The following is a 25,034-nucleotide window of genomic DNA, read 5'->3' on the forward strand; positions in this document are numbered from 1 at the left end:
TAATTAAAAATCCATGTCGTCATCGCTACCGCCATCATCGCTATCATCGTCAAAGCTGCTTGCTGATGATTTGCGAGGTGAGTTACACAAGGTGTAGCTACGTGTTTTGGTAGACGTTTGTTTCAGGTACTTAACCCAGCACTTAGCAAAGTCTGAAGAGATTTCCTGTTGCCCTGTTATTTCAGCAAAAAACTGCTCTTCTTCCGGTGTTTCAGGCTTGAGTAAACCATCGTGGATGCCACGCATGGTTTTGCCGTAACTTTCCAAAATGCTGGCTTCACCCACAGTGAAGACACCGGAGCGGTTAAACCCGCGCGGGAAATGTTTATCGTCGTAAAATTTACCTACATTTCTCATCTGATCACCTGCCATGTGAGATTTTCGCAGATATTCTTTCAGGTTTGTCGAGTTGTAAATCAAAGCTTTTTCGTCGTAACGATAAAACTTTTTGATGATAATGGGGGAGGGGCAGTGTACTATCGCTAAGGGGATATATACCCAGAGTCCCACTCTTCATAATGTAGGTTTACTTGTGGACACCGAACTACTCAGAACATTTCTAGAAGTGACGAAAACACGTCATTTTGGCCGTGCTGCCGATAACTTATATCTGACTCAGTCTGCAGTCAGTTTCCGGATACGCCAGCTGGAATCCCAGTTAGGTAATGCTTTATTTTCACGCCAACGCGGTAATGTTCACCTGACTGCGGCAGGTGAACGTCTCCAGCCGTATGCAGAAGCAATCTTGCAGACATGGAGCAGGGCGCGTCAGGATGTGGCATTGTCAGACTCACGGAATAATCAGATCACGCTGGGTGCTTCCGCCTTAGTGTGGGAGTTTGATGGCCTGTCAGACTGGATCAGCCGTATCTATGGTGCGATTCCAGAATTGGCGCTACGTCTGGAAACCGTTCCCCGTCAGGCTCAGGCCAAACAAATACTGAATAAAAGCGTGGATGTGGTGATTACCAGTGAGCCACCGAAAATTGACGATCTGATGGTGAATAAAGTCAGGGATTATCAGCTGCAACTGGTTTGCCATCAGTCTGACTGCGGTATGTCTGACATCAAGGACTTTCCTTTAATTTATCTGGACTGGGGGACACGGTTTGCCGTTGATCACAGTCGGATCAATGAACTGCAGAAGACACCTATCTTACATACTCATTCCAGTAAGATGGCATTAGAGCACTTATTGAATAATGGCGGAGTAGGCTATTTACCTTCACCCGTGATTGCACACAGTGTGGAGTCCGGTGAACTGCACCTGGTGAACAACGCACCGGTTATGGAGCAGTCTTTGTACTTAGTCTGGCGTGATGACAATGAAAAAGTTGAGCTGCTGAACAGCTTGCTGGATGTCGCGTTTAGTGAAGTCAGTGAGCGTGTCTAGGCTAATTTCTTTAAGCAGAATATTTTATTGTCTTGATTAAAATATCTTGTTGTACAGAGATTCGGGCTTTGCATTAGTCTCGCTGCTGAAGGGGTCGGTTCAGTACACTTCATCGCTGTTTTGGCTATGTACGGCGATAGAACTGACCACCTGACTGTAACACTAAGCATTTGTGTATTTCTGAATCGTTACCCTATGCTTAGTGGTGATGGTTTGCCACTCATGGCAGCCTATATACTCAATGTTTTTATCTGGTTGTGTGTCAGGAAACAAGCATGGCAAAGTTAGATGAGAAGTTCCGCAAAGGGTCTAAGTCCAAATTCAAGAGTGACTTTAACGATGACTTTTTAGATTACAATCAGCAGGCGCGGAAGAAAAAACGCCGATCAACGCGTCAGCGTCAGGACAGCGGTGAGTACATCGATTTCGACTACGAATAATTACTGCTTTTTTGACGACATAGCCCCCCAGTTTGGGTAGCCAGACATGAAAAGCGCACTGATGAGTGCGCTTTGTTATATCAGACAGGCAACAAGCCTTTCGCCACTGATTTCCCGCCGTTACCTGAAGTCACTCCATTTAATTGAGTAAAAGACTCGTCAGCTCATCCAAATGGCGCACCGTATAGCTGGGCCTGATTCCCTCAGGTGCTTGCGCATCGTGGTGATTGAGCCAGCAAGTATCCATTCCAGCTTTGATGCCGCCCAGGATATCTGAATGCGGGTTGTCTCCCACCATCAATACTGTATTCGGTGCAGGATTGCCAATTGCATTGATGGCATAGTCAAAGATGACTGGGGAGGGTTTGGCGGCGCCCACTTTTTCCGAAATAATCAGCGTTGAAAAATAATGCTCCACGCCGGTTCTTTGCAGGCGGATATCCTGCAGCTCAGTAAAACCGTTGGTGATGATGCCCATTTTGACGTGAGGGTTGAGGCGTTCAAGCAGGGTGGCTGCCCCCGGTAAAAGAGAGCAGGTATCTGCCATGGCTTCGAGAAAGGCACTGTTGAGGGTCGCAGTGGTCACGCCCAGTTGCTGCGCCCAGAATTCAAAACGCTGATGCTTCAGCTGTTGTGCGTCGATATCGCCGTTTTGGTAGTCAACCCAAAGCGGTTGATTGACACGCTGATATTCGGAGAAATGCTCTGGCGTGAAATCGACCTCAAAGCGTGAAAACATCAGCTTCAGGCCACGATAAGCGTCAAAGTGAAAAAGAGTTTCGTCGGCATCAAACAGAATCCACTGGTATTTCATACATTAAGCCTTTGAAGTTGCAGAGGCACACATACTACTCTTTTACCGCTCCCCCAACAAAAGGAAATGGGAAAACCAGTGGAAACACATTGTTGACTGAAAGTTTACGCTGCCAGTTGATCGGTCATCATACCCACTGGTTCGTTGTAGAGCTTGATGACCAGCGTCAGCGTTTCCTTTCTGATGTCTTCTTTGATGGTATCGATGGCATAGTATTGCCCGTTCTTATTCTCAAGTGATTTATCGATAAGCTGGGCGATGCTGTCGTCGATATCGCCTTTTATCTCAATGGTTTCAATGAGCTGAAAATGCCCGAGGTTTGCTTCATCGGGAGAGAGCAGTTCTGGATTGGCGAAAGCGGTGCTGGAGGCGGTTAGAATAATGGCACTGAATACAATGCGCTTGAACATGGTGTTAATCCGTTACTGATAGCTGGAGAAAACTGGTTGCGGCAACTGTGCCATAGCTGCCGCAGTGAATGTCAGTTTTTTGTTAGTTCGGACTAAACGGTGTAATTTTTTTGAACTTCAGCCAACATTGCTTTCCTGGTGATGGTGCGCACCGCGAAGCATGGCATGGATTAACTCATTGGCTTCAAATTTAGTCAACGCTTCATGGGCACCGACCTGATGCGCCTGGGAGACACTGATCTCACTGGACAGTGAGGTATGGAGTATGATGTAAGTCCCAGTAAGCTTTGAATTATTTTGCACTTCAAAGGCTAACTCGTAGCCATCTAAGCCAGGCATCTCAATATCGCTGACCAGAATTTCAAATGGCTGGCCTGCATCGGCTGCCTGATTGAGCATTCTCAGTGCATCTGTCCCTGTGGTGGCGATGTGGTAGGGGATGCTGACACTGTCCATAGCCTGACAAAGCTGACGCCGTGCAACAGCCGAATCATCGACCAGAAGGATTTTCAGTGGCCTGAGCGTTTCTCGCTGAACATCCGTGAGCACCGGGTGCAGGCTTTCAGGGGAGTCAGGAAAGACTTTAGAAAGTAACAGTTCGATATCCAGCAGCTGAACGAGCTGATTCTCGATATTGGTGACGCCGGTAACAAAGATGTTTCTGCCAAGGGATGGCGGCGGTGCATCGATGTTGTGCCAGTTACATTCAGTGATTTTATCGATGCCACGCACCAAAAAACCGACCAGCTTACGCCGGCAGTCAGTAATAATGATGTAGCATTTCTTGAGTTCTTCCTGAGTCAGCGCCGGGTAGCCGATCGCTTTAGCCATGTCGATGACAGGCAAAGTATCGCCGCGCAGGCTCGCTGCGCCTAATACGGTTGGGTGGGACTGCGGAATGGCTGTCAATGGCGTAAAGGGCACGATTTCTTTGACTTTCAAAGTGCCGATAGCAAATAGTTGTCGGGAATTCAGCCTGAACAGCAGCATCCCCTGAGATTGATTCGTTGCGGTTTTGAGCATTGCAGCTTCCCTTAATCCACTCGTCGGATTGCCTCATGTCTGCACAGAGGAAGACAAGAAATGTATTCCGATTATAGTAGCCTGAGCGTCAGGCAAAAGGAATTCATCATATTGATTTTATTCTTAGTACTGGAAATTAGAGACCGATCCAGCTTTTACCGGCTCGCTGTGAAGCGGAGCGCGTGTGGCTTGAAAGCCACGTACTGCTTCTATTGAAGCTATAGTTAAAGTCACAGAGAGGGCTTCAGGGAAAGTTACACATCAGGGACGGGATATCAAGTAGGTGACAGAGATAGGTACGGTTATGGAATTACGTAATAGATCTGGTGATATCGCCCATCTGGCGGATAACCTGACATTGAAAGAAATTGTCGATATGGGTTTTTCAATCGACCTGTGTGATGAAAATTACGATCCAAATGAGCACTGGACAATTAAGCGTTCTCGTCAGAGAAAAGAAAGCGAGTATCCTGCCAGCTAACGGGTTTTCAGCCAGAGTGGTTCGCTCTGGCTTTTTAATTGATGTGTCAGAAAATGAGAAGTAACAGCAGTCTTGTCAGCAGGATTGCGGCTGTCTGTTTAATTACAAACTAAGCTCAGCAAACTGACTGAATATGATTGCAAGCAACCTGATATGCAGTTAGTGTCTTGGGTATGAAAATAATCAGCTTAACGCTTATTCTCTCCATTCGTTGGTGGCGCTCTTAACAGAGCGGCACTGAATTTTCACGTTCATTTGCCGCCATACTGGCTGCTAATGAATGCACTACGTTTCTTCTGAATGCATGTTTCCTTAGTGGCCACTGGCGTTTACTACACTGAGGAAAACAGATGAAAGAACAAATCCTTACGGGCGACAGACCAACCGGCCCTTTACATTTAGGGCACTTTGCCGACTCCCTTCAGCAACGGGTCACGCTTCAGCATTCCCATCAACAGACCATACTGGTCGCTGACTTACAGGCGTTAACCGATAACGGGCATAAACCGGAAAAGGTGGCAGAGAACATATTGAATGTCGTGGCCGATTATCTGGCCGTGGGTATTGATCCAGATAAAACCACCATCTGCCTGCAGTCTTCATTACCGGCTCTGCCTGAGCTCGCCATGTATTATGCCAACCTGGTGTCCATTGCGCGCCTGGAGCGTAATCCGACGGTAAAAAATGAAATCCATGCCAGAGGATTTGGCAGGGCTATCCCCGCAGGGTTTCTGACTTATCCAATCAGTCAGGCTGCTGATATTACAGCATTTCGGGCGGGCCTTGTTCCGGTTGGTGACGATCAATTACCCATGATTGAACAGACCAATGAGATCGTCCGACGCTTTAATCATATTGCAGGGCAGCAGGTTCTGGAGGAATGCAGCCCTTTGATCAGTAAGGTCCCCAGATTGCCAGGGCTGGACGGGAAAGCGAAGATGTCAAAGTCCCAGGGGACGGCCATCACGCTTGGCGCAAGTGCAAAGGAAATACGTGCAGCAGTCAAAGCCATGTACACCGACCCGAATCACTTAAGGGTTGAAGATCCCGGACAAATCGAAGGCAATGTGGTGTTTACCTATCTGGACGCATTCCATCCGGATCCTGCTTACGTACAAACACTGAAACAAGCCTACCGTCAGGGCGGATTGGGAGACGGAGAAACAAAACAGATACTGGAAGATTGCTTACAAACCCTGCTGGCACCTATACGGCAGGAAAGGGAGCGGTTACTGTCAGACAAAACCATGCTGTTGGATGTGCTGAGAAAAGGGACGGAGAAAGCCAATTCGGTTAGCCACGAGGTGCTACATGATGTGAAACGTGCGCTGGGGATAACCTTGTTCTGAAGAAAACAGAATGCAGAAATAAAAAATCCGGCTGGGAAAGCCGGATTTTTGAAGCAATATGGAGTCAGAATTACTGACGTACACCTTCTACATGCAGTTCCATGTCTGCGTAGCTGGAAGTGCCCATGACCTGAATACCAAAGTCAGCCAGCTCAATGCGGGTTGTGCCCATGAAACCGGCACGGTAGCCGCCCCATGGATCTTTACCTGCGCCGACAAATTCAGCATCAATCGTGATAGGTTTCGTCTGGCCGTGCAGCGTCAGGTCACCATCAATAGCCAGTTTACCGTTGCCTTTGTCTGTGACTTTGGTACTGGTAAAGGTGGCTTTCGGATACTTGCTGACTTCCAGGAAATCTTCGCTGCGAACGTGCTTGTCACGATCAGCCTGGTTGGAATCGAAGCTGCTGGTGTCAACGTTTACTGTAACTTTTGAAGCGGCAATGTTTTCAGGGTCATAGCTGAAAGTACCATCAAAGGTATTGAAACGTGCTTTGATCCAGCTGTAGCCGAGGTGGCTGATTTTCAGGTTCACAGAGGCGTGAGCGCCTTTGTTATCAATGGCATAATCGGCGGCATTCGCAATGCCAGGTAAAACAAGGGCCGCAGCCAGGCTCAACGCGGTAAGATGCTTCTTCATTTTTCCTTAACTCCCAACATTTTCTTTAAGGTATTATCTTTATTAACAAAGTGGTGTTTCAATGCAGCTACCGCATGCAGGGTAGCTAATCCGATTAAGGCGTAAGCGAGGTACTCGTGAATTTCGCCTGCCACATCGGATTGATCCGGAAAGAGTTCGCCCATTGAAGGAACGGTTAACCAGTCAAATACGTCTATGCCGCGTCCGTCCGACGTTGAAATGAGATAACCACTGACAAATAAACCGAACAACAGAACATAAATGATCAGGTGCGCCAGCTTAGCGAGCGCTTTTTCCCAAGCCGCCCCTTCAATCGCCGGCTGTTGCTTCACAGTTTTCCATAGCAGTCGGAACAGGGTTACAGCGGCCAGTGTTAAACCGACTGACTTATGCCAGTGAGGAGCAACCGTGTACCAGGATGAGTAGTAATTGAGATCGACCATCCACAGGCCGACAGCAAATAGTCCAATGATGACAACAGCACTTGCCCAGTGCAGGGTTACTGAAACCCAATCATAATGATTGACTGCTTTTTTCATGTACTTGGGTACCCTGATTAAAAACTACCTACCTATTCTAGTGGTAAATATTTCAAAAATCAGTGTATTAACCTGAACAACCTGGTCAAAGAAATTGAACAAGGTCGAAAAAGAGTAAGAAGATATTTCAGCCCTCTGTTTTTAAGGGCTGAATAGCAAAAATATGCTTACAGAAAGGTTATCGCTGAATGTCGTTTTCGTGATGCCAGTTCATGATGGTCCATTCCTGCATTTGCGCATGTAATGCAAGAGCCGGATCAGGATTCACAGCAAAAGGATGATCAACAGCCTGAAGCAGAGGCAGATCATTAATCGAGTCGGTATAACAATACAGCGCATTAAACGAGCCAGCATGCGCTTCCAGCCAGGCTTCTAACCGAACGACTTTACCTTCTCTGTAGCTTAAGGTGCCAACTGTATTCCCTGTCAGGGTGTTGTTTTGGGTTTCGAGGTTGATAGCCAGTGCGTCATCGACCTGCAGCAGCTCAGCAATCGGTTTGACCAGATGTTCGCCGGTTGCAGAAATAATAATGACGGTATCACCACGGCGTTTATGCCATTCAATACGCTCAATTGCCGCCGGAAACAGGGCGGGACGAATGCATGTCTGAATAAATTCTTCGATGAACGGTGTCAGTTCACTGGTACTCATCCCTGCAATTGGCGCTAATGTCGCAGTCATGTAGGACCGCATATCCATACTGCCTTTCGCGTAATCTTTCATCAGGTTTTGTTCTTGTTCGATGAGACGCGGCGATGCCAGCCCTTTATTGACAATAAACCTGATCCACAGTGAAGCAGAATCAGCGGCAATAAGCGTTTCATCCAAGTCGAAAATGGCAAGATTGGGCAATTTAATGATGGGTTGTGTGTTGGATAGCAACGTGTTTTTCCTTTTCATTGGATCTAAGGCCACAGGTTAGGTGTAAATCATGACACTAATGTTTCAGCCAGGTGTCGTTTTGAAGTCAGAAGTATAGGCAGAATACATAAATTTAACTTTTTTGTGACATTTTCCTGAGGGATATCGCATAAAATTATCATGTCTCAATTTTAAGACAGTTTCTGGTCGCTAATATCGATATATTCGGCATTTTTTGTTTAGCGGCGCAGGCCGTAACAGGCGACCTGCTCAATGTATGCCTTCCCGTTTTCGTATGAAGAGATGATGTGTGAGTAAAATTATTGCCACATTGGATGAGATTAACAGGCACTTAACCACAGAGGCTGATGGCAGTTACAGTGCTGTGTATGATGCTTATCATTTGAAGACGGCTTTTCAGCCCATTCACCAGATGAATGGCGATCTTTTCGGGTTTGAAGCCCTGGTCAGGGTGTTTAATGAATGTGGCGACGAGCTGAACACCGAACCTTTTTTTGCCCCTGAATACTATGATGAAACCGATCAGGTCAACATGGACAGGTTGGCCAGAGTGATTCATGTGAAAAACTTTGCTCAGTTTTTCGCATCTTACGCCTTGTTTATCAATATGGTGCCGGATGCGTTGCTGATTCACAGCAAAAATGTGCCTGCCGCACTGCTTCATCAGCGCCTGACCGCATTAGGATTGAAATCTGAGCAGGTGTTTTTTGAGTTACTGGAACACGACTGCTCCAGTAATATTGAGCTGTTAGACATATTGCAGCAAATGCGCGCACAGGGGATGAAGGTAGCGTTGGATGATTATGGTGTGAAAGCCTCATCTGAATGCCGAGCCCGTTTTCTACAGCCTGATATCATCAAAGTGGATCGTTCATTGCTGGCGGATTTTCTCTCCGGCCAAGAGTCGCCTTTGCGCAAAGTGGTCGGGCTTAGCCGGGAGCTTGGCGCAAAGCTGCTGATTGAAGGGGTAGAAAATGCAGCGGGATTGAAAGTGGCCAGAATGCTACAGGCAGATTATATCCAGGGCTTTTATCTGGGACGGCCACAGTTGCTATCTGAGATTTTACTGTCAAGGGTCAGCTGAGGCTGACCCTTGGTATTTATGATGCTGTTGAACGCTGCTCAGCAACGATATGGCATTCATGCTCAATATTAATGGGCAACACCGCCTGTGGTGAGCTTCTGCGGGTCAAGCAAACGCTCAAGCTCCTGCCGCGACAGCTCGGTTTCTTCTTCCGCGACATCCAGAATATCTCTGCTCTCTTTATAGGCTTTCTTGGCAATCTCGGCCGCTTTCAAATAACCAATGACAGGGTTAAGCGCCGTCACCAGGATCGGGTTTTTCGCCAGCGCTTCCTGCAGTTTATCTTCTCTTACATTGAAACTGGCAATGGCTTTATCTGCCAGCAGGTTGAAGGCATTCGACAGAAGTTCAATACTTTGCAGCAAATTATAGGCAATCACAGGTAACATCACATTGAGCTGGAAATTCCCGGACTGGCCAGCCACTGTGATCGTACTGTCGTTGCCAATCACCTGGGCGGATACCATCGCCGCGGCTTCAGGTATCACGGGGTTCACTTTACCCGGCATGATGGATGAACCTGGCTGCAGTGCTTCGAGCTCGATTTCCCCCAAACCGGCCAGAGGGCCTGAATTCATCCAGCGCAGATCATTGGCAATTTTCATCATGGCCACAGCGGCGGTTTTCAGCTGGCCAGACAGGCTCACAATCGCGTCCTGGCTGCTCAGGTTGTAGAAAAAGTTATCGCTGCTGGTAAACGGAATTTCTGCCGCTACTGAGAGGTTATTGGCAAAGACGGCCGCAAACTTAGGATCGGCATTGATCCCGGTGCCGACTGCCGTTCCCCCTGAGCCAATGCAGAAACATTGTCCAGGCTATGCAGTATGCCCAGACGAGCTTTTTCGATCTGCGTTTTCCAGCCAAGCAGCTCTTGCGCGAGTGTGACCGGCATGGCATCCATCAGGTGTGTCCGGCCGGTTTTGACAATATGGCCGACCGCAGAGGCTTTCTCATCCAGGGTATGACAGATGTGCGCCATCGCAGGCAGCAGTTGCTCGTGGCATGCCAGCGCGGCGCTGACCTGAATGGTGGTTGGGATCACATCGTTACTGCTCTGTCCCATGTTGACGTGATCATTCGGGCTGACTACATGCCCCGCACGCTTTGATGCGAGCGTGGCGATGACTTCATTGGCGTTCATATTGGAGCTGGTGCCGGAGCCGGTCTGGAAAACATCGATCGGAAACTGGTCGAGGTGCCGACCATCAATGATTTCCTGACAACTGTCGATAATGGCATGGGCGATGTCTGAATCCAGCAACTCAAGGTCGAGATTACTTCTTGCGGCGGCCTGTTTGACAAATGCCAGAGCTTTGATGAACTGGACGGGCATTGTCAGCCCGCTGACGGGAAAGTTGTTCACGGCTCGCTGGGTCTGCGCCTGATAAAGTGCCTCTTTCGGGACGTTCACTTCGCCCATGCTGTCTTTTTCAATACGGTAGGATGTCGACATATCCGAGGTTCCTTATAATCCGGAGGAATGATGTAACTGTAGAAGGCTTTGTTTCAGCGACAGGAATTTATTAACGTGATTTTCGCCATAACATTTTTTCAGAGCGAGTAAGGGGCAATGCAGATAATCCAGGCAAATTCGGCGAAACACACGGGATTGGTGTTTATCTTCAACACTGTTGCACAAATGAAAGAAAACACGCCTCAGAAACAGCTCCTGAAGCAGTGGGTTGCGCAATGCGTTCTGTTGCCCGTAGTACGCTGCCAGATTCATCCCGGCCTGCGTCATGTCAACAATGACATCCTGTTCGAACCCTGGAATCAGCGGGTGATTCAGAAAACGCTCTTCTGCCAGAAAGAACTGTCGGTACAGCGTACTGGATCTGCTCATCAATCGCTCCACGCTCAATAAACTTAATGATAATTATTATCATCATTGTGACTCAGTTACAAGCCTGCGCCTGAAGTTTATACAAGACCCTAAGTGTAGGAGATAAGAAGAATGCCTGTGTTTTAGGATGCCGGGATGAGGATCATCATAGAGACGGGCCGGACCAGGCAGTCTGACTGGTGAATATTCCGAGCGGAAAGGTGTTCCTCGGCGGTATCAACCAGACAAGTCCAGTTGCCCTGTGTCGGTGGCAAGCCAAAGCGTACCGGATAATCATCAGGGTTAAGCAGATAAAGCAGGGCGTTGTTTTCGTCGGCCTGAACCAGACAGGAGAAAGGCTGGCGCGCGGCCCAATTTTGCTCAGTCATGGTTGTTCCTGCGGGGGTGAGCCAGCGAATTGAGGCTGGTGCAGACGTCTTGTCTGCCATTGCCGCCATGATCGCGGGCATCACTGCCTGACGTTGCCGGATCAGTGACTGCAGCCAGATCCTGAAGGTGTGCGCTTCTTTGGAAAGTGACCAGTTTACCCAACTGGTGTCATTGTCCTGACAATAAGCATTGTTGTTGCCCTGCTGGCTGTGCGAATGCAGGTCTGCGCCTAACAGATGGGGCATGCCCAGGCTGAACAATAAGCTGGTCATCAGGTTGCGTTTTTGCTTTTCCCGTCTTTTTTGAATCGCGTCAGTTGCAGCCAGGCCTTCTGTCCCTTGATTATTGGAACGGTTATCAGGATGACCGTCACGATTATTTTCGCCATTGGGGTGATTATGCCTGTGATTGAAGGACACCAGATCCTGCAGGGTGAATCCGTCGTGATAACAGAGGTAATTGATGCTGTATTTATGCGGCCAGTTTGGGGCAGGAAACTGTGGTTGCGAGCCTAACAGGTGAGGGGCAACCGCAGCAGCAGGGGCATCATGCAGCCAGAAACTGCGCCAATGGTCCCGGAACTGGTCGTTGCACTCATGCCAGCCGGCCGGAAAAGCACCTGACTGATAGCCATCCGGGCCGATGTCCCAGGGCTCGGCAATCAGTTTTACGCTGCTGAGCACCGGATCATTACGTATTGCGTCAAAGAAAGCTGAGTCTGACGAAAAGTGGTCATGGTTCCGGCCCAGCGTTGCCGCAAGATCAAACCGGAACCCGTCCACCTGATAATTCAGCACCCAGCTACGCAATGACTGCAGGATGGCCTGCAGCATGGGCGGGTGGCTGACATTCAGCGTATTGCCACAGCCGGTATAGTTTTTGAACAGTCCCTGCTCGTCCATTAAATAGCTCTGATGGTCGAGTGCTTTAAAGTGATACACCGGGCCGCCATTTCCTTCTTCAGCGGTATGGTTGTAGACCACATCAAGAATGACTTCGATGCCGTGCGCATGCAGGGTGCGAATCATGGTTTTACACTCTCGCACCGGATCGACTGAGGCGAAACGTTCGTCTGGTGCCGACCATGCAATCGGGTTATAGCCCCAGAAATTGGTCAGAGATTTGGCAGCGAGGTGCGTTTCATCTGCTTTTGCCGCAATCGGCATGAGCTGCAAGCTGGTGATGCCTGATTGCCTGAAATGGGCCAAAGTAACAGGGTGGCACAACCCTGAATAAGTGCCGCGCAGGTTAGCGGGAAGATCCGGATTGGCTTTGGTATAACCTTTGACATGCACTTCGCACAGAACGGTTTTCTCCAAAGCGATGGCAGGGCGCTCGCATCCTTGCCAGTCGAAATCATGGCAAGTGGTGTAGGCTATCCATTCCGGCGCAGCGACCCGATCAGAGCCAGAATGACGTGCCTGATGATGCTGTACTCTGTGTGCATGGGGGTCAAGCAGCCATTGCGCGGATGAGCCAGTTGCCGTGGTCACCCAAAAGGCATAGCCGGTGTTTTCACCGATACCCGGGATGAAAACAGCCCAGTGATCGTTTGCTTGGCGCTCAAGACGATGAAGTGCGGTGGCAATGCCTTCCTTATCGAATAGCACCACCGCCAGCGTAAGAACATCCGGCCCATATAAACAGAAATGGCAGCCTTCGCTCGTGAGCGTAGCGCCAAAGCCAACGTCAGTTTGCTGCATGAAAGACACGTTTGTGATCCCCTAAAAAAACAACAGCCAGTCTGGGACTGGCTGTTTTTTACGACACAGGATTAGTGTTTGATTACCACCAGGCTTCAACCTGAGCACCAATGTTGTACTCAGTGTCGTTACCTGCGCCGAAGGCATTGTCGTTATCGTAATCAGACAGGTAGCTGGCGTAGAAACGCAGCTCAGGACGTGCCCAGAAGCTTGGTCCTGCTGTCAGCGCCTGAGCGATCGTCAGCTTGCTGCCAGACTTGTCGACGCCAGAATTGTCTTCGTCGTAGTAACCGGCTTCGAAGATAGTCTTCACGTTATCGTTCCACTTGTATTCAGGACGGATAACGGCACTGATGATTGTGTGATCATCTTTGCTGTCATAGCTGGTGTTTGCGTAAACCAGCTGGTGGCCAATTTCCCAGGTAGAAGAAGGTGCAATCACGCCCCAGTTGATCAGACGGTAACCCTGCGCACCATCGTTTGAAGTGGCGTTGAAGTAGTGACCCGCACCCAGGCCGGCCATTTGCTCACCGTAACCTTCGGTACCAAACTGCAGCGCGGTTTTGTTGAAGCCGTTCAGGAAACCATTTTGAGTCAGTTCAGCTGTCAGCATCACACCGTTGTTGAAATCACTGGCGGCATCTTGATCGTCTGTTGCGTTCACCAGGCCATAGTTCACACCCAGCTCCAGGCTGGCATCGCTCCACAGGCCCAGACCGGCATAGCGCAGATCTAAGTTGTTGACGTTCACATCGCCGGAATCATCACGAATGACCGCAAAAGACATTTTGCCCGGACCGACACTCAGGTTTTCCAGACCGGCACCGGCGCCTGAAGTGTCCCAGTAGTAGAAGTCAGAAATATGGATGTCGTGGCGCTGGTAGTAACGCTTACCGGCCCAGAAAGCGGCATCTTGATCGCCTGCAATGAAACCTTTTGCGACCACATTGAACTGGCGCAGTGCTGCGGTGAAATCATCTTTACAATTAACTTTCGATGGGTCATTGCTATCGACTTCGCAAGAAGGTGATGTTCCTTCCCAGTCATTTGAACCATTTGAGGTGACAGCAAGCATTGAATCTAAATAGAAACTTTTGCCATTTTCGTTGTAGACTTCCTTGCCCAGACCCAACTCGCCATACACGTCATTTTCGTTGCCCAGACGGCCGACTTTGTTTTTCTCATAAGCGACAGTTGAACCGTTTTCACCGCTCACACCGACACCCGCACGCATATAACCGTGAAAGTCCACTTCTGCATAAGTTGCGGCAGACATCAGTGCTGCGGAGACTGCAGCGGCTGTCAGGCAGATTTTGTTCAGTTTCATTGCTTAAACTCCTTGATGGATGCGTTTTTATTATCTTGTTTGCCTTCGGCTCCGCCGAAAGCAGTAATCAGAGTGTTCAGGTACAGATAATGCACACCCTGATCAGCGCGTCCTTTCGTCAACGTTGCACTGTATGAAATTAATCCTAGTGCTTTTTTTGATCAGGATGCGTCCGTAGTGGATGTTTTTATTCTGCGCCTGCAATAAAGACGTAACATCCTCCCTGAAGCGATTGATTTATGGAGGAGCTGGGGGGCTGAGTGTGTGGATCACACTTTGTAGGGGGGAATCAAAAACATAGGTTCAAGCGTATTTTTTGAACATCTGATCACAAAATTTCACCAATGCGATGTTATCCAGGTTAAAAATGGATAGTGAGATCACGCTTTGTCCGGGAGGAGAGCAATCGTCCGTCAATCGTGTCGGTGAACAAAAACATGAGTGCTGTTTGTAACTGATTCGTTTGTTATCGGATTGAAGGTTTGACGCTGCCTATACTTATGATCCTCTGGGACGCCGGATCAGCAAAACCGTGAATGGTGAGCAAGCGCAGTTTGACTGGCTGGGGAACACTTTACTCCGTGAATCTGGTCCTCAGGGTCAGAAAGATTATACCTACGGCGCCACAGGTTATGCCCCCGTTACTGTTGATGCAGATGGGCAGGTTGCAGATGTGCTGAGTGATCACCTGTCCGCCCCGGTCGGGCTGATTCAGGCACAAAACCTGATCTGGCAACAGGCGAGGAGTCCGTTTGGGGTTACTTTGGAATCAATACCACAACCTATATTGTTGAATATCGGGTTACCTGGGCAGTACAACGATTCTGAGTCAGGGCTAAGTTATAATTTATTTAGGGACTATGACACTAGAACTGGACGATATGTTCAGTATGATCCAATAGGGCTTACTGGTGGGGTAAATCCATTTATTTATGTGGTTGGGAACCCACTAAATTATGTTGATCCTTTAGGTCATTCTGCAGTTGCTGTTGTTGGTGGCTGGATTAGCACAGATACAGCGATACCAGATCCAACAGATGCAGCTTGGCCCAAATGGGTAGGGTACGGTATAGCCATAGGAGGAGCTGCCTTAATTGATTGGATTGTTTATAATAATGAGGAGGGGAGTACCGGTGACTCCAATGTTTGTCCTATTCCTGATTTTGACTTTGATGATCCAACAAAGTCTCCTATAGGTGAAGACGGTGAGGAATGGGTTTGGAAGGGAAAAGAACCTCAAGGTGGTCCATATGGAGGTTATAAGAACCCAAATGGTCCAGAGAGTTTACATCCTGATCCTGATCTTGATCATGGTGAGCCTGTTGGTCCGCATTGGGATTTAAATGATAGGAAAGGTCCAGGGTGGAGGATTTATCCAGATGGAACAGTTAAACCAAAATAATAACATTAACATTGATATTATTAATGTTGATATTGAAATAGTCAGAAAATATATTAGTAGCTACTTAAATGATAGTAATGAGTTTTATAAGAGCTTGATTGAAAAAATAAGTAATAATATTTATCCATGCTACGTAATTGTACCTAAGAATTTTAATGCTATTTCTGAGATAAATCTCAGTTCGGGTGGTGTGTTTAATGTGAATTCAAAGGATAATCAAAATGACTCTGGAATAGTGAAAGTTGTTGATTCAAGTGATTGGCTGTCATTATTTATTTATGATTTAATAAAAAGGAATGATTTGTGTTGTGTTTTTGATGATGTAATGGCGAGTGAAAATGAAATAAATGACTTTAAATCTCGGGGTTTTTTATATAATGGCGATGCCTATCATTATATAAGTAAACAGATGGTTGATTCAGATAAAGATTTACTTGAATTGATTTACGCAACCAAGCTAAGTTGGCACTTTGTATGTGTTTTATTCGAATGTTTTAATTCAAATGGCAATGTAGATGATATGAATAATTTTTTTCTAATATGTTGAAAAAATTGAATTTTATTATTCTTGGGATATTTGATGGTGAGAGTTATTTAGTTATTAATTTAAAAAAACAAATAATCTAGATAAGACCGATATTGGCGAAACACTCTAATTAAACAATAGCATTGAAACCTTCACCTACAATGACGCAGAACGTTTAGTTGGTTACCAACGAAGATGCCGGAAATGGTGAAACCATACTGCAATCCAGCATCGAAGTGACCGCTGCCTATACTTATGATCCTCTGGGACGCCGGATCAGCAAAACCGTCAATGGTGAACAAACGCAGTTTGACTGGCTGGGGAACACTTTACTTCGTGAAAGTGGGCCTCAGGGGCAGAAAGACTATACCTACCGGTGCCAATTCGAATGTGATGACTTAAGTTATGTAGCGGATACCGGGACGTTGGAAGCCGTTTATGTGTTTGGCATCTTTCCAGCTAATTCAGACCCGCCATTTCCAGAAATGCTGGTGAATTCTGGTTATGATTCGCCCGGCCATCATCTGGCCGGGCTGAGGAAATATGACTGAGGGTAATCACTCCCCGTCATCGGGATAGAAGCGACCTTCCGGGGTGTAAGGTTCTTTGTCATCCACAATACTGCGCTGGCCACGAATTTCTTTCAGTTGGTGTTCAAGCATTCTTACCTGCTGATAATCTCCCTCCTGATAGGCGGCTGTGAGGCGTAGTTCAATGTCTTCAATGCGTTCTCGGATACTCATTGTGACCTCCGGCTCAATCGCTGTGACACAGTGCCAGTCAGTGTCTTCCTGACACGTTCCACTAACAAGCATACTGTAAATTCTACCACCAGTTTATTTCTATCTTGTATAGATTTGCTGCGTATTAGAAGTATGAGAAATAAAGAAACCGGGAAGCATGACTGGCTTCCCGGTGCTTAGCGGTGAAAATGGTGTGGATTCAGTTTTATAGCCAAAGTGAAGGCAAATGAACTGATGCTGGACGGATTGAGATTACACGCCAAATTCCTGGAAGAGTCTGCGGCATGCCTTGCCGTCGCGATGGAACAGGTGGCAGCGATGCGCCGGAATACCAACTTTGAGCACCTGGCCTGCATCGACATCCAGTATGTCAGGCTGGCGGTAAACGAAATCGGCATCAACCCCTTTCAGGTTCAGATACACCTGAGTTTCGTTGCCCAGCTTTTCGACCACCTGAATATCACCCTCGACTGTGGCATCCCCTTCATCACCAGAAAGCAGGTGTTCAGGACGAATGCCCAGTGACATACGATCCCCGCGGGTGACAGTGGTGCCATCGACTGGAATCCAGAATGTGGTGCCGTTCGCCAGTTGAACCATCACACGTTCTTTTTCAACCTGCTCGACAAACACGCTGATGAAATTCATTTTCGGTGAACCAATGAAGCCGGCGACAAAGCGGTTCTCAGGGTAATGATATAACTCAAGCGGTTTACCCACCTGAGAGACGAAACCGCCGTCCAGCACTACAATTTTGTCTGCCATTGTCATGGCTTCTACCTGATCATGGGTCACATAGATCATGGTGCAGCCCAGTTGCTTATGCAGTTTGGCGATTTCAATCCGCATTTGCACACGAAGTGATGCATCCAGGTTGGACAAAGGTTCATCCAGCAGGAAAACATTGGGTTGCGCGACCAGAGTACGGCCAATTGCGACACGCTGGCGCTGTCCGCCAGACAAAGATTTGGGCTTACGGTCTAACAGGTGGCCTAACTGAAGAATGTCAGCAGCGTTTTCAACCCGCTTACGGATTTCTGCTTTATCGGCTTTGGCCAGCTTCATGCCGAACGACATATTGTCGAACAGGTTCAGGTGTGGATAGAGCGCATAAGACTGAAAAACCATCCCCACACCGCGCTGGGCTGGTGGGATGTCATTCATGCGCTGTTCACCTATGTATAAATCCCCGGAGGTAATGTCTTCCAGACCAGCAATACAGCGTAACAGCGTGGATTTACCGCAGCCTGATGGCCCGACAAACACCACAAATTCTCCTTCAGCGATATCCAGATTGACGTTTTTTGAAATCAGGTTATCGCCATAAGCTTTACTAACATTGCGTAAAGTGACACTCGCCATCTGGCTTCCCTCTCTGTTTATCTCTGGCCCGCACCATGGTAGATGCCATTCTGCGTACCAGTAAAGTCGGTGTAGAAAAAACAGGGTAGCGCCCAAAGTACAGCGGCATTGGAGTGGCTGCTACCCGTAAACTGCGAAAATGACTTCCCCAACATTCTCGCAGGTGTGACGATGCCAAGTGGTGGACATCAATGTTGCTTCATGCAGCAACAGTCAACAATAAAAAGACAGTTTACCGTTGAACACGCTCAAGCCTTGCTGAGGTCGATACCATTGTGCGGAAAACAGCTGTGTACAACATCCTCCCTGAACTATTCTTCTCAGGGGGATGAGTGGGGGAGGAGTATTCAGATCACATTTTCTCAGGCCTCATGCTGCCTGTTGAAATCATTGCAAGTAGTATGTGCTCTCTGTCACGAATGGTTATTGTTTTTTGAACTGGGTCACCCTCGTAAATGATAAGGATCACGATTTCCACTTTGCATGATGGGGGGCGTAGCGCTTGGGATGATGCTGCATAGGAATGACTGATAGATGATAGAGGCTGGAAAATGTGTTGCCGATTGAAAACGCAACGATAACCATCTGGAAGGATATAACAATGAAGAAAGTCCTCAGTACTGTCGCACTCTTTACCCTTGCCGCACTCAGTTCTGTCTCAGCGTATGCTGCCATTGAAGAAGGTCAGATCACGATTTGGATTAATGGTGATAAAGGCTATACCGGCCTGGCTGAAGTGGGTAAAAAGTTTGAAGCTGACACGGGCATCAAAGTCACGGTTGAGCATCCTGATAAGCTGGAGGAGAAATTTCCTCAGCTGGCATCAACCGGCGACGGTCCGGATATCGTACTCTGGGCACACGACCGTTTTGGCGGCTATGCTCAGGCCGGCCTGCTGACAGAAGTGAAACCTTCTGATGCTTACCGCAGCAAGTTTGCCGACTTTACCTGGGATGCCGTGTCGTACAACGGTAAGTACGTAGGTTATCCGGTTGCGGTAGAAGCATTATCATTGATTTATAACAAAGACTTACTGCCTGAACCGCCAAAGAACTGGGAAGATGTGGTTGCCCTGGATGCTGAGCTGAAAAAGCAAGGTAAACGCGCCATCATGTGGAACCTGCAAGAACCCTTCTTTACCTGGCCCCTGCTTGCAGCTGACGGCGGCTATGCCTTTAAATTCACAGCTTCCGGCTACGACGCGAAAGATGTTGGTGTCAACAACGAAGGTGCCAAACGTTCAATGAGCTTTGTGAAGAGCCTGGTTGATAAAGGTGTGATTGCACCAGATGTCGACTATGCCATCGCTGAGGCCGGCTTTAACAAAGGCGATGTGGCGATGACAATCAATGGCCCCTGGTCTTGGGCAAACATTGATAAAGCAGGCATCAACTACGGCGTTGCTATGCTGCCGAAGTTGAATGGCAACCCGTCCAAGCCATTTGTTGGCGTACTGACCGCGGGTATCAGCTCTGCTTCGCCAAACAAAGATCTGGCTGTTGAGTTTCTTGAAAACTACCTGCTGACGAACGACGGCCTGCGTACCGTCAACAATGACACACCGCTGGGCGCGGTTGCGTTGAACTCATTCCAGGAAGAGCTGAGCTCGGATGCCCGTATTTCCGCAACCATGGGGAATGCGATGAACGGTGAAGTTATGCCGAATATCCCTCAGATGTCTTCATTCTGGTATGCAGAGAAAGCAGCGATTAACAATGTGGTTAACGGGCGTCAGTCTGTGGAAGACGCATTAAATACTGTTGCTGATCGAATGACCAAGTAAACTTACCTATCGGAGCAAGCACCTGCTTGCTCCTTCCTCAGACGTACTGCGAGGAACGCTGATGCAGTCTCATCCTGTTGCCGAACTGGCCCTTGACGCTACCGATATGACCATGAACTCAAAAAACAAACCTGCCCTGCGAACCTGGCTCAAGTGGGCTGCGCTGGGCGGAGTGAGCGCCATAAACGGTTATGCCACCATACTGATGTATGCACGTGCTGAATATGCGTTTGCATTATTGACCCTTATTCTGACTGCGCTGGGCGTGTATGTGTTTGCCCGCAAGAGCACCTATGCGCATCGCTATATTTATCCGGGTGTCGCTGGGATGATTTTGTTTATCATCTTTCCTCTCGTGTATACCGTTGGCCTTTCATTCACCAACTATAGCGGGAGCAACCAACTCAGCTTTCAGCGCGCCCAGTCAGTGTTAATGGAACAGTCCTTTCAGACCGGTGAAAGCTATAGCTTTTCGCTGTATGGCGAAGAGGGGCGCTACCAGTTAGCGCTCAATACTCAGGATGGTTGGTATCTGAGTGAACCGGTTGACCTGAAGGCATTGCCTGAATCGTTAAGCCTGTCTCTGTCCCAGCAGCCGTCGACAGATGCGGCACCTCTGAAAACAGTGATTCAGAACCGTCAGCAACTGAGTGCCCTGGTCGTCAGCCTGCCAAACGGCGATAACCTGACAATGTCGGGCTTGCGTAAGTTTGCCGCCAGTCAGTCGCTTTTTGCACTGCAGGACGATGGTGAAACACTGATCAACCAGCAAACCAAGCAGGTGTACAAACCCAATTGGGAGACGGGTTATTATCAGGAAGTGAACGAGGCAGGGCAGTTTATCGGTGACTCCATGTCGCCGGGCTTTATCGTCAACAGCGGCTGGGATAACTTCACCCGGATATTTACCGATCCCGGTATTCAGGGGCCTTTTGTCAGCATCTTTATCTGGACCATCCTGTTCTCGGCTCTGACGGTTGTGTTCACGCTGGCCGTTGGTGTGGTCCTGGCGCAGGTGGTGTCCTGGGAAGCCCTGAAAGGGCGTGGCCTGTATCGCGTGCTGCTCATTTTGCCTTATGCCGTGCCCGCCTTTATTTCGATTCTGATATTCAAGGGTCTGTTTAATCAGAGTTTTGGCGAAATTAATCAGGTACTGCAAGGTCTGTTTGGCTTGAGCCCGTCATGGTTCACCGATCCGTTCCTGGCCAAAACCATGATTCTGATTGTGAACACCTGGCTGGGATACCCTTATATGATGATTCTGGCAATGGGCCTGCTGAAAGCCATTCCCGATGATTTATATGAAGCGTCCGCCATGGACGGTGCCGGCCCGCTGGATAATTTCTTCCGCATTACGCTGCCGATGCTGGTGAAACCTATGGTGCCACTCTTGATTGCCAGTTTTGCTTTTAACTTTAATAACTTTGTATTGATTCAGCTGCTGACAAACGGCGCGCCGGATATGCTGGGCACCAGCGTGCCTGCCGGCCATACCGATCTGCTGGTGAGTTATACCTATCGCATTGCTTTTGAAGGTGCGGGCGGACAGGATTTTGGTCTGGCTGGGGCAATTGCGACCTTGATATTCTTGCTGGTCGGCGGTTTGTCGTTACTAAATATGAAATTTACAAAACTGGATGCTGAGTAAGGGGAAGACTCATGGCGATGGTACAACCGAAATCTTTAAAATATCGCGTCTGGGCGACGCATATTGCAATGTGGTGCTTTCTTGCGCTGATCATGTTGCCGCTGCTGATGGTGGTCGCTATTTCCTTCCGGGAAGGGAATTATGCCTCTGGTGAACTGATCCCAAGTGACCCGTCACTGGAACACTGGAAACTGGCGTTAGGGATTGCCGTCGAACATGCCGATGGCAGTAAAACATTGCCGCCGTTTCCGGTACTGACCTGGCTTTGGAATTCTGTGAAAGTTGCCGGGCTCACTGCCATCGGAATTGTGGCATTGTCCACAACTTGCGCTTACGCTTTTGCCAGAATGCGCTTTGCCGGTAAAAGCCAAATTCTGCGTGCTATGCTGATATTACAGATGTTTCCGCCAGTTTTGGCATTGGTAGCACTGTATGCATTGTTCGACCGCCTGGGCGCTTATGTTCCGTTTCTTGGCATGAATACTCACGGTGGGGTGATCTTTGCTTACATGGGAGGGATTGCGCTGCACGTGTGGACAATTAAAGGGTATTTCGAATCCATCGACAATTCACTGGAAGAAGCTGCAGCCTTAGATGGGGCGAGTCCGTGGCAGGCATTCAGACTGGTTTTACTGCCGTTATCTGTACCTATCCTGTCTGTCGTGTTTATTCTTTCGTTTATTGCCGCTGTAACCGAAGTTCCTGTTGCATCCTTGTTATTACGTGATGTAAATTCCTACACATTAGCTGTTGGAATGCAGCAATATTTGTATCCGCAAAATTACCTGTGGGGTGACTTCGCAGCTGCTGCTGTCTTGTCCGCATTACCGATTACTCTGGTATTTTTGCTGGCTCAGAAATTTCTTGTCGGTGGTCTGACTGCCGGAGGGGTAAAAGGATAACTATAAACAGGCCTGCTTTCACTTAGGTGCAGGCCACTCCCGAGATGAATACTTAGCTTTGGTTTGGCCGCCGATCTGTTAAGTCACTTCTCTCACATTATTGGCGTTGCTGCATAGCTGGACCTTCTCTCTGTTTTTTAACAGACAGTGGTTTGATTGGTAACCATAGCCCGGTGTTCTCACTGGGCTTTTTATTATTGACACAGCCAATACCATCATAATCTCTATGGCCTTTTTCAGGCTTTTACCCAACCATTTTTGATGTTCCTGCTGATTATTTCTGCACGAATACCCATCTGAAAAATATGCCTTTTATTCATTCAGTGAATTCTGGATATTGAACTTTTTTGCTTGCAATAATTTTACTTGTGTTTGTGGCTGAGAATATTAGTCTAATATGCGACTCGTTTTTATGTAAACGTGTTGTTATTGGCGAATCAGGCTTCAGGAGCAGGGAATGGATCCAATATTTTATATTGAGATTGAGGGTGTCATCTGGAAAGTGATGCCAGACGGAAGCTGGCAAAGACTGGCACCAGATGAGCAGATGGATCCAGCCATCACGCTGGTAGAAGATACCGGTCAGGTTGAGCAAGCCGTGAAAGTGGGCGAGTCGGATCCTGACTCCTCCGCGCCTGCGTCTGCTGATATGAATACACCTGTATCATCCCCGCCAGCCTCCTCCGATAATAGCCAGGATCTCTCCAGCGACAGCGCGGGTTTTGTCACTTATATCGCGCCAGACTTACCTGAAGTTTTGCCGGAAGCCGGTTTCGACACTCAACCGACATTGTACCGGGCTGAAGCCAATTCCCCGACCGACGGTGTACTGAATCTGTTAAGCACAGAAGCCAAACTGACAGTGCGCATTGATGACGGTGGTGATGGTTACGAGAACCGGTTTGAAGTGCCCTCGGTCACGATCAGTGGTGAGGCCATCGACATCCGTGACGGGTGGACAATTACCGTCACTGTCACCGATGTGAACGGAAAAACACTGTCGTTATCAGCAAGGGCCAAGGATGAAAGGTACGAGATTGACAATGTTGATTTGAGCGTCCTTGCCGAAGGCCCGCTGGACGTTTATGCCGTTGCCACCGATGTGCTGGATAACCGCGTTGATGCCTCATCAGGTGATAGACCGCGGTGAATTTAAAGGCAGTTTCGCCTTTGATAACGTGAGTTTTCGTTACCCGGGTTCAGAGCTTGATGTCCTGGAAAAACTGACCTTCAGTGTGAAAGCTGGCGAACGGCTTGGCATCATTGGAAATGCGGGGTCGGGAAAATCCACCCTGATGGCGCTCATCGCCAGACAATTACAACCGACACACGGGCAGATGTACTACGAGCAACTGGACGCCAATTTGTGGCCTCCCAGCGCGGTACGCAATGCGGTTGGCTGAGTCGGGCAAACGCCAGGATTTATCTTTGGTACCGTTTACGAAAACATCACCTTTGGTAATGACGTCATTGATGAAACCCGGCTGGAAAATGCGATTGAGCTTTCCGGATTAAATGCCTACATGCCGCGTTTGATGCAGGGCCTGGAAACCCAGGTCGGTGAAAATGGCCGGCATCTTTCTGGCGGTCAGAAACAAGCGGTTGCTATCGCCAGGGCATTTTATCGCCATCCTTCTTTGCTGCTGATGGATGAGCCCACCACAGGCTTGGACAAACAGGCCACCGCACAACTGTTTCGCAGTCTCCAGAATTTACCGAGGAATATGTCCATCGTTATTTGTTCCCATCAGTCATCATTTTTGTCGCTCTGTGATCGTATCCTGGTGCTGGATAAAGGCAAGCTGGTGGCCGACGGGAAGCCGCAGGACATTTTGTCCCTTCACGAAAGCAGGCAAAACAGCCGGATTCGTTCCGTCAGCATCGTGAAAGGGGTCAGCATGAGTAGTCAGATCATGTGGTCCAATAATCGTCAGGCTTACCGATCCCGAAAACTGATCTGGTTATGTGTGCGCTGTGTCGACAACCCTGATCTGGGCCAGTTGGACCAGGCTGGATGAAGTGGTGGTGGGGGAAGGAAAAGTGGTTCCCACACTCTCGGTACAAAAGATTCAGAGCCTGGAAGGCGGGATTATCAGGCAGGTATTAGTGAGTCAGGCGACCGGGTGACTAAAGGCCAGCTGTTGATGATACTGGACGATACCCGCTTTCGTGCCGCCAAATTTCTCTAAGCTGGTGGATTGCGGCAGTGATCAATATCTGGCTACCCAGTTTCTCAGCAGCCATGATGAAATGAACGATCAGATCAGTCGCGATATCAATGCAATTGGCTACTCGGTATTGCCTATGGTTGTCGGCGGTTATAAGTAGGTACTGGACGGAATCGACGTAAGCACCTTATCAAAACGATAA

General features: G+C 48.4%; 25 protein-coding genes and 3 pseudogenes. 15 read left to right on the forward strand and 13 right to left on the reverse strand.

The annotated features are described in order from the left end of the window. Nucleotides 1-3: 3 nt before the first annotated feature. A complete protein-coding gene (gene maoP / locus P4S53_RS00590; RefSeq protein ID WP_337110899.1) occupies nt 4-372 on the reverse strand; it encodes a DUF413 domain-containing protein in 369 nt (122 codons plus the stop codon). Nucleotides 373-532: 160 nt separating this feature from the next. Between maoP and hdfR the strand changes: the two genes are divergently transcribed. Further along, nucleotides 533-1,393, forward strand: a complete 861-nt coding sequence (gene hdfR / locus P4S53_RS00595) for an HTH-type transcriptional regulator HdfR (protein WP_337110900.1) — start codon at nt 533-535, stop codon at nt 1,391-1,393. Between the two features lie 275 nt (nt 1,394-1,668). Beyond that, nucleotides 1,669-1,833, forward strand: coding sequence for a hypothetical protein (locus P4S53_RS00600; protein ID WP_162836569.1), 165 nt, complete (start codon nt 1,669-1,671; stop codon nt 1,831-1,833). Between the two features lie 139 nt (nt 1,834-1,972). Here the strand turns inward: P4S53_RS00600 and yjjG are convergent, their stop codons facing one another. The 3 genes from yjjG to P4S53_RS00615 form a co-directional block, all read right to left on the reverse strand. Beyond that, the gene (gene yjjG, locus P4S53_RS00605; RefSeq protein ID WP_337110901.1) at nt 1,973-2,647 is read right to left on the reverse strand and encodes a pyrimidine 5'-nucleotidase; all 675 of its coding nucleotides are present in this window, start codon (nt 2,645-2,647) and stop codon (nt 1,973-1,975) included. A 104-nt stretch (nt 2,648-2,751) separates the two neighbouring features. Then, nucleotides 2,752-3,057, reverse strand: coding sequence for a hypothetical protein (locus P4S53_RS00610; RefSeq protein ID WP_337110902.1), 306 nt, complete (start codon nt 3,055-3,057; stop codon nt 2,752-2,754). Nucleotides 3,058-3,174: 117 nt separating this feature from the next. Then, a complete protein-coding gene (locus P4S53_RS00615) occupies nt 3,175-4,080 on the reverse strand; it encodes a chemotaxis protein (protein WP_337110903.1) in 906 nt (301 codons plus the stop codon). A 304-nt stretch (nt 4,081-4,384) separates the two neighbouring features. Between P4S53_RS00615 and P4S53_RS00620 the strand changes: the two genes are divergently transcribed. Both P4S53_RS00620 and trpS read left to right on the forward strand, forming a co-directional pair. Next, on the forward strand, nt 4,385-4,561 hold the full coding sequence (locus P4S53_RS00620) for a hypothetical protein (RefSeq protein ID WP_169449967.1): 177 nt from the start codon (nt 4,385-4,387) through the stop codon (nt 4,559-4,561). 350 nt (nt 4,562-4,911) lie between these two features. After that, nucleotides 4,912-5,910 (forward strand): tryptophan--tRNA ligase, encoded by a 999-nt coding sequence (gene trpS / locus P4S53_RS00625; protein WP_337110904.1) that lies wholly within the window; start codon nt 4,912-4,914, stop codon nt 5,908-5,910. A 70-nt stretch (nt 5,911-5,980) separates the two neighbouring features. Here trpS and P4S53_RS00630 read toward each other — a convergent pair whose 3' ends face one another. The 3 genes from P4S53_RS00630 to P4S53_RS00640 all read right to left on the reverse strand — a co-directional run bounded on the left by P4S53_RS00630 (nt 5,981) and on the right by P4S53_RS00640 (nt 7,972). Further along, a complete protein-coding gene (locus P4S53_RS00630) occupies nt 5,981-6,550 on the reverse strand; it encodes a YceI family protein (protein WP_337110905.1) in 570 nt (189 codons plus the stop codon). Next, nucleotides 6,547-7,089 carry a cytochrome b gene (locus P4S53_RS00635; protein ID WP_337110906.1) on the reverse strand — a complete coding sequence of 181 codons (543 nt, stop codon included), beginning with the start codon at nt 7,087-7,089 and terminating at the stop codon, nt 6,547-6,549. Before P4S53_RS00635 ends, P4S53_RS00630 begins: the two co-directional genes overlap by 4 nt. A 178-nt stretch (nt 7,090-7,267) precedes the next feature. Beyond that, entirely contained in the window at nt 7,268-7,972 is a 705-nt protein-coding gene (locus tag P4S53_RS00640) for an HAD family hydrolase (protein WP_337110907.1), read from the reverse strand. A 289-nt stretch (nt 7,973-8,261) separates the two neighbouring features. Here P4S53_RS00640 and P4S53_RS00645 point away from each other — a divergent pair, with 289 nt between their 5' ends. After that, nucleotides 8,262-9,056: an EAL domain-containing protein gene (locus P4S53_RS00645; protein ID WP_337110908.1), complete on the forward strand. Its 795-nt coding sequence runs from the start codon at nt 8,262-8,264 to the stop codon at nt 9,054-9,056. 68 nt (nt 9,057-9,124) lie between these two features. Here P4S53_RS00645 and P4S53_RS00650 read toward each other — a convergent pair. The 4 genes and pseudogenes from P4S53_RS00650 to P4S53_RS00665 all read right to left on the reverse strand — a co-directional run bounded on the left by P4S53_RS00650 (nt 9,125) and on the right by P4S53_RS00665 (nt 14,292). Continuing rightward, nucleotides 9,125-10,509, reverse strand: a pseudogene (locus P4S53_RS00650) (class II fumarate hydratase). Nucleotides 10,510-10,521: 12 nt separating this feature from the next. Then, nucleotides 10,522-10,899, reverse strand: a complete 378-nt coding sequence (locus P4S53_RS00655; RefSeq protein ID WP_337110909.1) for a hypothetical protein — start codon at nt 10,897-10,899, stop codon at nt 10,522-10,524. Nucleotides 10,900-11,021: 122 nt separating this feature from the next. Beyond that, nucleotides 11,022-12,971 (reverse strand): glycogen debranching protein, encoded by a 1,950-nt coding sequence (locus tag P4S53_RS00660; protein ID WP_337110910.1) that lies wholly within the window; start codon nt 12,969-12,971, stop codon nt 11,022-11,024. Between the two features lie 82 nt (nt 12,972-13,053). Then, on the reverse strand, nt 13,054-14,292 hold the full coding sequence (locus P4S53_RS00665) for a maltoporin (RefSeq protein ID WP_337112029.1): 1,239 nt from the start codon (nt 14,290-14,292) through the stop codon (nt 13,054-13,056). Nucleotides 14,293-14,830: 538 nt separating this feature from the next. On the opposite strand from P4S53_RS00665, the gene P4S53_RS00670 reads away from it, so the two are divergent. The 3 genes from P4S53_RS00670 (at nt 14,831) to P4S53_RS00680 (ending at nt 16,777) form a co-directional block, all read left to right on the forward strand. Then, entirely contained in the window at nt 14,831-15,700 is an 870-nt protein-coding gene (locus P4S53_RS00670) for an RHS repeat-associated core domain-containing protein (protein WP_337110911.1), read from the forward strand. Further along, on the forward strand, nt 15,678-16,247 hold the full coding sequence (locus P4S53_RS00675; protein ID WP_337110912.1) for a hypothetical protein: 570 nt from the start codon (nt 15,678-15,680) through the stop codon (nt 16,245-16,247). The genes P4S53_RS00670 and P4S53_RS00675 overlap by 23 nt, the downstream gene beginning before the upstream one ends. 158 nt (nt 16,248-16,405) lie before the next feature. After that, nucleotides 16,406-16,777, forward strand: a complete 372-nt coding sequence (locus tag P4S53_RS00680; RefSeq protein WP_337110913.1) for a hypothetical protein — start codon at nt 16,406-16,408, stop codon at nt 16,775-16,777. Nucleotides 16,778-16,783: 6 nt separating this feature from the next. On the opposite strand, the gene P4S53_RS00685 is transcribed toward P4S53_RS00680, so the two are convergent. Both P4S53_RS00685 and malK read right to left on the reverse strand, forming a co-directional pair. Next, nucleotides 16,784-16,969: a hypothetical protein gene (locus P4S53_RS00685; RefSeq protein WP_337110914.1), complete on the reverse strand. Its 186-nt coding sequence runs from the start codon at nt 16,967-16,969 to the stop codon at nt 16,784-16,786. A gap of 252 nt (nt 16,970-17,221) precedes the next feature. Next, nucleotides 17,222-18,331 carry a maltose/maltodextrin ABC transporter ATP-binding protein MalK gene (gene malK / locus P4S53_RS00690; RefSeq protein ID WP_337110915.1) on the reverse strand — a complete coding sequence of 370 codons (1,110 nt, stop codon included), beginning with the start codon at nt 18,329-18,331 and terminating at the stop codon, nt 17,222-17,224. A 601-nt stretch (nt 18,332-18,932) separates the two neighbouring features. Here malK and malE point away from each other — a divergent pair. From malE to P4S53_RS00725, 7 genes and pseudogenes are all read left to right on the forward strand, one after another. Next, nucleotides 18,933-20,114, forward strand: a complete 1,182-nt coding sequence (gene malE, locus P4S53_RS00695; RefSeq protein ID WP_337110916.1) for a maltose/maltodextrin ABC transporter substrate-binding protein MalE — start codon at nt 18,933-18,935, stop codon at nt 20,112-20,114. 106 nt (nt 20,115-20,220) lie between these two features. Beyond that, on the forward strand, nt 20,221-21,762 hold the full coding sequence (gene malF / locus P4S53_RS00700; protein ID WP_337112030.1) for a maltose ABC transporter permease MalF: 1,542 nt from the start codon (nt 20,221-20,223) through the stop codon (nt 21,760-21,762). Nucleotides 21,763-21,773: 11 nt separating this feature from the next. Continuing rightward, nucleotides 21,774-22,664, forward strand: a complete 891-nt coding sequence (gene malG, locus P4S53_RS00705; protein ID WP_337110917.1) for a maltose ABC transporter permease MalG — start codon at nt 21,774-21,776, stop codon at nt 22,662-22,664. A gap of 457 nt (nt 22,665-23,121) precedes the next feature. Continuing rightward, nucleotides 23,122-23,814, forward strand: coding sequence for a hypothetical protein (locus tag P4S53_RS00710; RefSeq protein WP_337110918.1), 693 nt, complete (start codon nt 23,122-23,124; stop codon nt 23,812-23,814). Beyond that, a pseudogene (locus tag P4S53_RS00715) lies at nt 23,786-24,316 on the forward strand (ATP-binding cassette domain-containing protein); the annotation flags it as partial. The gene P4S53_RS00710 and the pseudogene P4S53_RS00715, both read left to right, overlap by 29 nt. A 246-nt stretch (nt 24,317-24,562) precedes the next feature. Then, nucleotides 24,563-24,841 (forward strand): annotated as a pseudogene (locus tag P4S53_RS00720) (HlyD family type I secretion periplasmic adaptor subunit); the annotation flags it as partial. After that, nucleotides 24,834-24,992 carry a hypothetical protein gene (locus P4S53_RS00725; protein WP_337110919.1) on the forward strand — a complete coding sequence of 53 codons (159 nt, stop codon included), beginning with the start codon at nt 24,834-24,836 and terminating at the stop codon, nt 24,990-24,992. The pseudogene P4S53_RS00720 and the gene P4S53_RS00725, both read left to right, overlap by 8 nt. Nucleotides 24,993-25,034 lie beyond the last annotated feature (42 nt).

The organism is Photobacterium sp. Hal280, from assembly GCF_037162255.1.
GTDB lineage: Bacteria > Pseudomonadota > Gammaproteobacteria > Enterobacterales > Vibrionaceae > Photobacterium.

Bases quoted from the DNA above. Each gene is read 5' to 3' on its own strand.
- P4S53_RS00685 (WP_337110914.1), bottom strand. From the start codon at position 16,969: ATGAGTATCCGAGAACGCATTGAAGACATTGAACTACGCCTCACAGCC.
- P4S53_RS00610 (WP_337110902.1), bottom strand. From the start codon at position 3,057: ATGTTCAAGCGCATTGTATTCAGTGCCATTATTCTAACCGCCTCCAGC.
- P4S53_RS00710 (WP_337110918.1), top strand. From the start codon at position 23,122: ATGGATCCAATATTTTATATTGAGATTGAGGGTGTCATCTGGAAAGTG.
- malF (WP_337112030.1), top strand. From the start codon at position 20,221: ATGACCATGAACTCAAAAAACAAACCTGCCCTGCGAACCTGGCTCAAG.
- P4S53_RS00655 (WP_337110909.1), bottom strand. From the start codon at position 10,899: ATGAGCAGATCCAGTACGCTGTACCGACAGTTCTTTCTGGCAGAAGAG.
- P4S53_RS00620 (WP_169449967.1), top strand. From the start codon at position 4,385: ATGGAATTACGTAATAGATCTGGTGATATCGCCCATCTGGCGGATAAC.
- P4S53_RS00600 (WP_162836569.1), top strand. From the start codon at position 1,669: ATGGCAAAGTTAGATGAGAAGTTCCGCAAAGGGTCTAAGTCCAAATTC.
- P4S53_RS00675 (WP_337110912.1), top strand. From the start codon at position 15,678: ATGGAACAGTTAAACCAAAATAATAACATTAACATTGATATTATTAAT.
- maoP (WP_337110899.1), bottom strand. From the start codon at position 372: ATGGCAGGTGATCAGATGAGAAATGTAGGTAAATTTTACGACGATAAA.
- P4S53_RS00615 (WP_337110903.1), bottom strand. From the start codon at position 4,080: ATGCTCAAAACCGCAACGAATCAATCTCAGGGGATGCTGCTGTTCAGG.
- P4S53_RS00630 (WP_337110905.1), bottom strand. From the start codon at position 6,550: ATGAAGAAGCATCTTACCGCGTTGAGCCTGGCTGCGGCCCTTGTTTTA.
- malE (WP_337110916.1), top strand. From the start codon at position 18,933: ATGAAGAAAGTCCTCAGTACTGTCGCACTCTTTACCCTTGCCGCACTC.
- yjjG (WP_337110901.1), bottom strand. From the start codon at position 2,647: ATGAAATACCAGTGGATTCTGTTTGATGCCGACGAAACTCTTTTTCAC.
- trpS (WP_337110904.1), top strand. From the start codon at position 4,912: ATGAAAGAACAAATCCTTACGGGCGACAGACCAACCGGCCCTTTACAT.
- malK (WP_337110915.1), bottom strand. From the start codon at position 18,331: ATGGCGAGTGTCACTTTACGCAATGTTAGTAAAGCTTATGGCGATAAC.
- malG (WP_337110917.1), top strand. From the start codon at position 21,774: ATGGCGATGGTACAACCGAAATCTTTAAAATATCGCGTCTGGGCGACG.
- P4S53_RS00635 (WP_337110906.1), bottom strand. From the start codon at position 7,089: ATGAAAAAAGCAGTCAATCATTATGATTGGGTTTCAGTAACCCTGCAC.
- P4S53_RS00660 (WP_337110910.1), bottom strand. From the start codon at position 12,971: ATGCAGCAAACTGACGTTGGCTTTGGCGCTACGCTCACGAGCGAAGGC.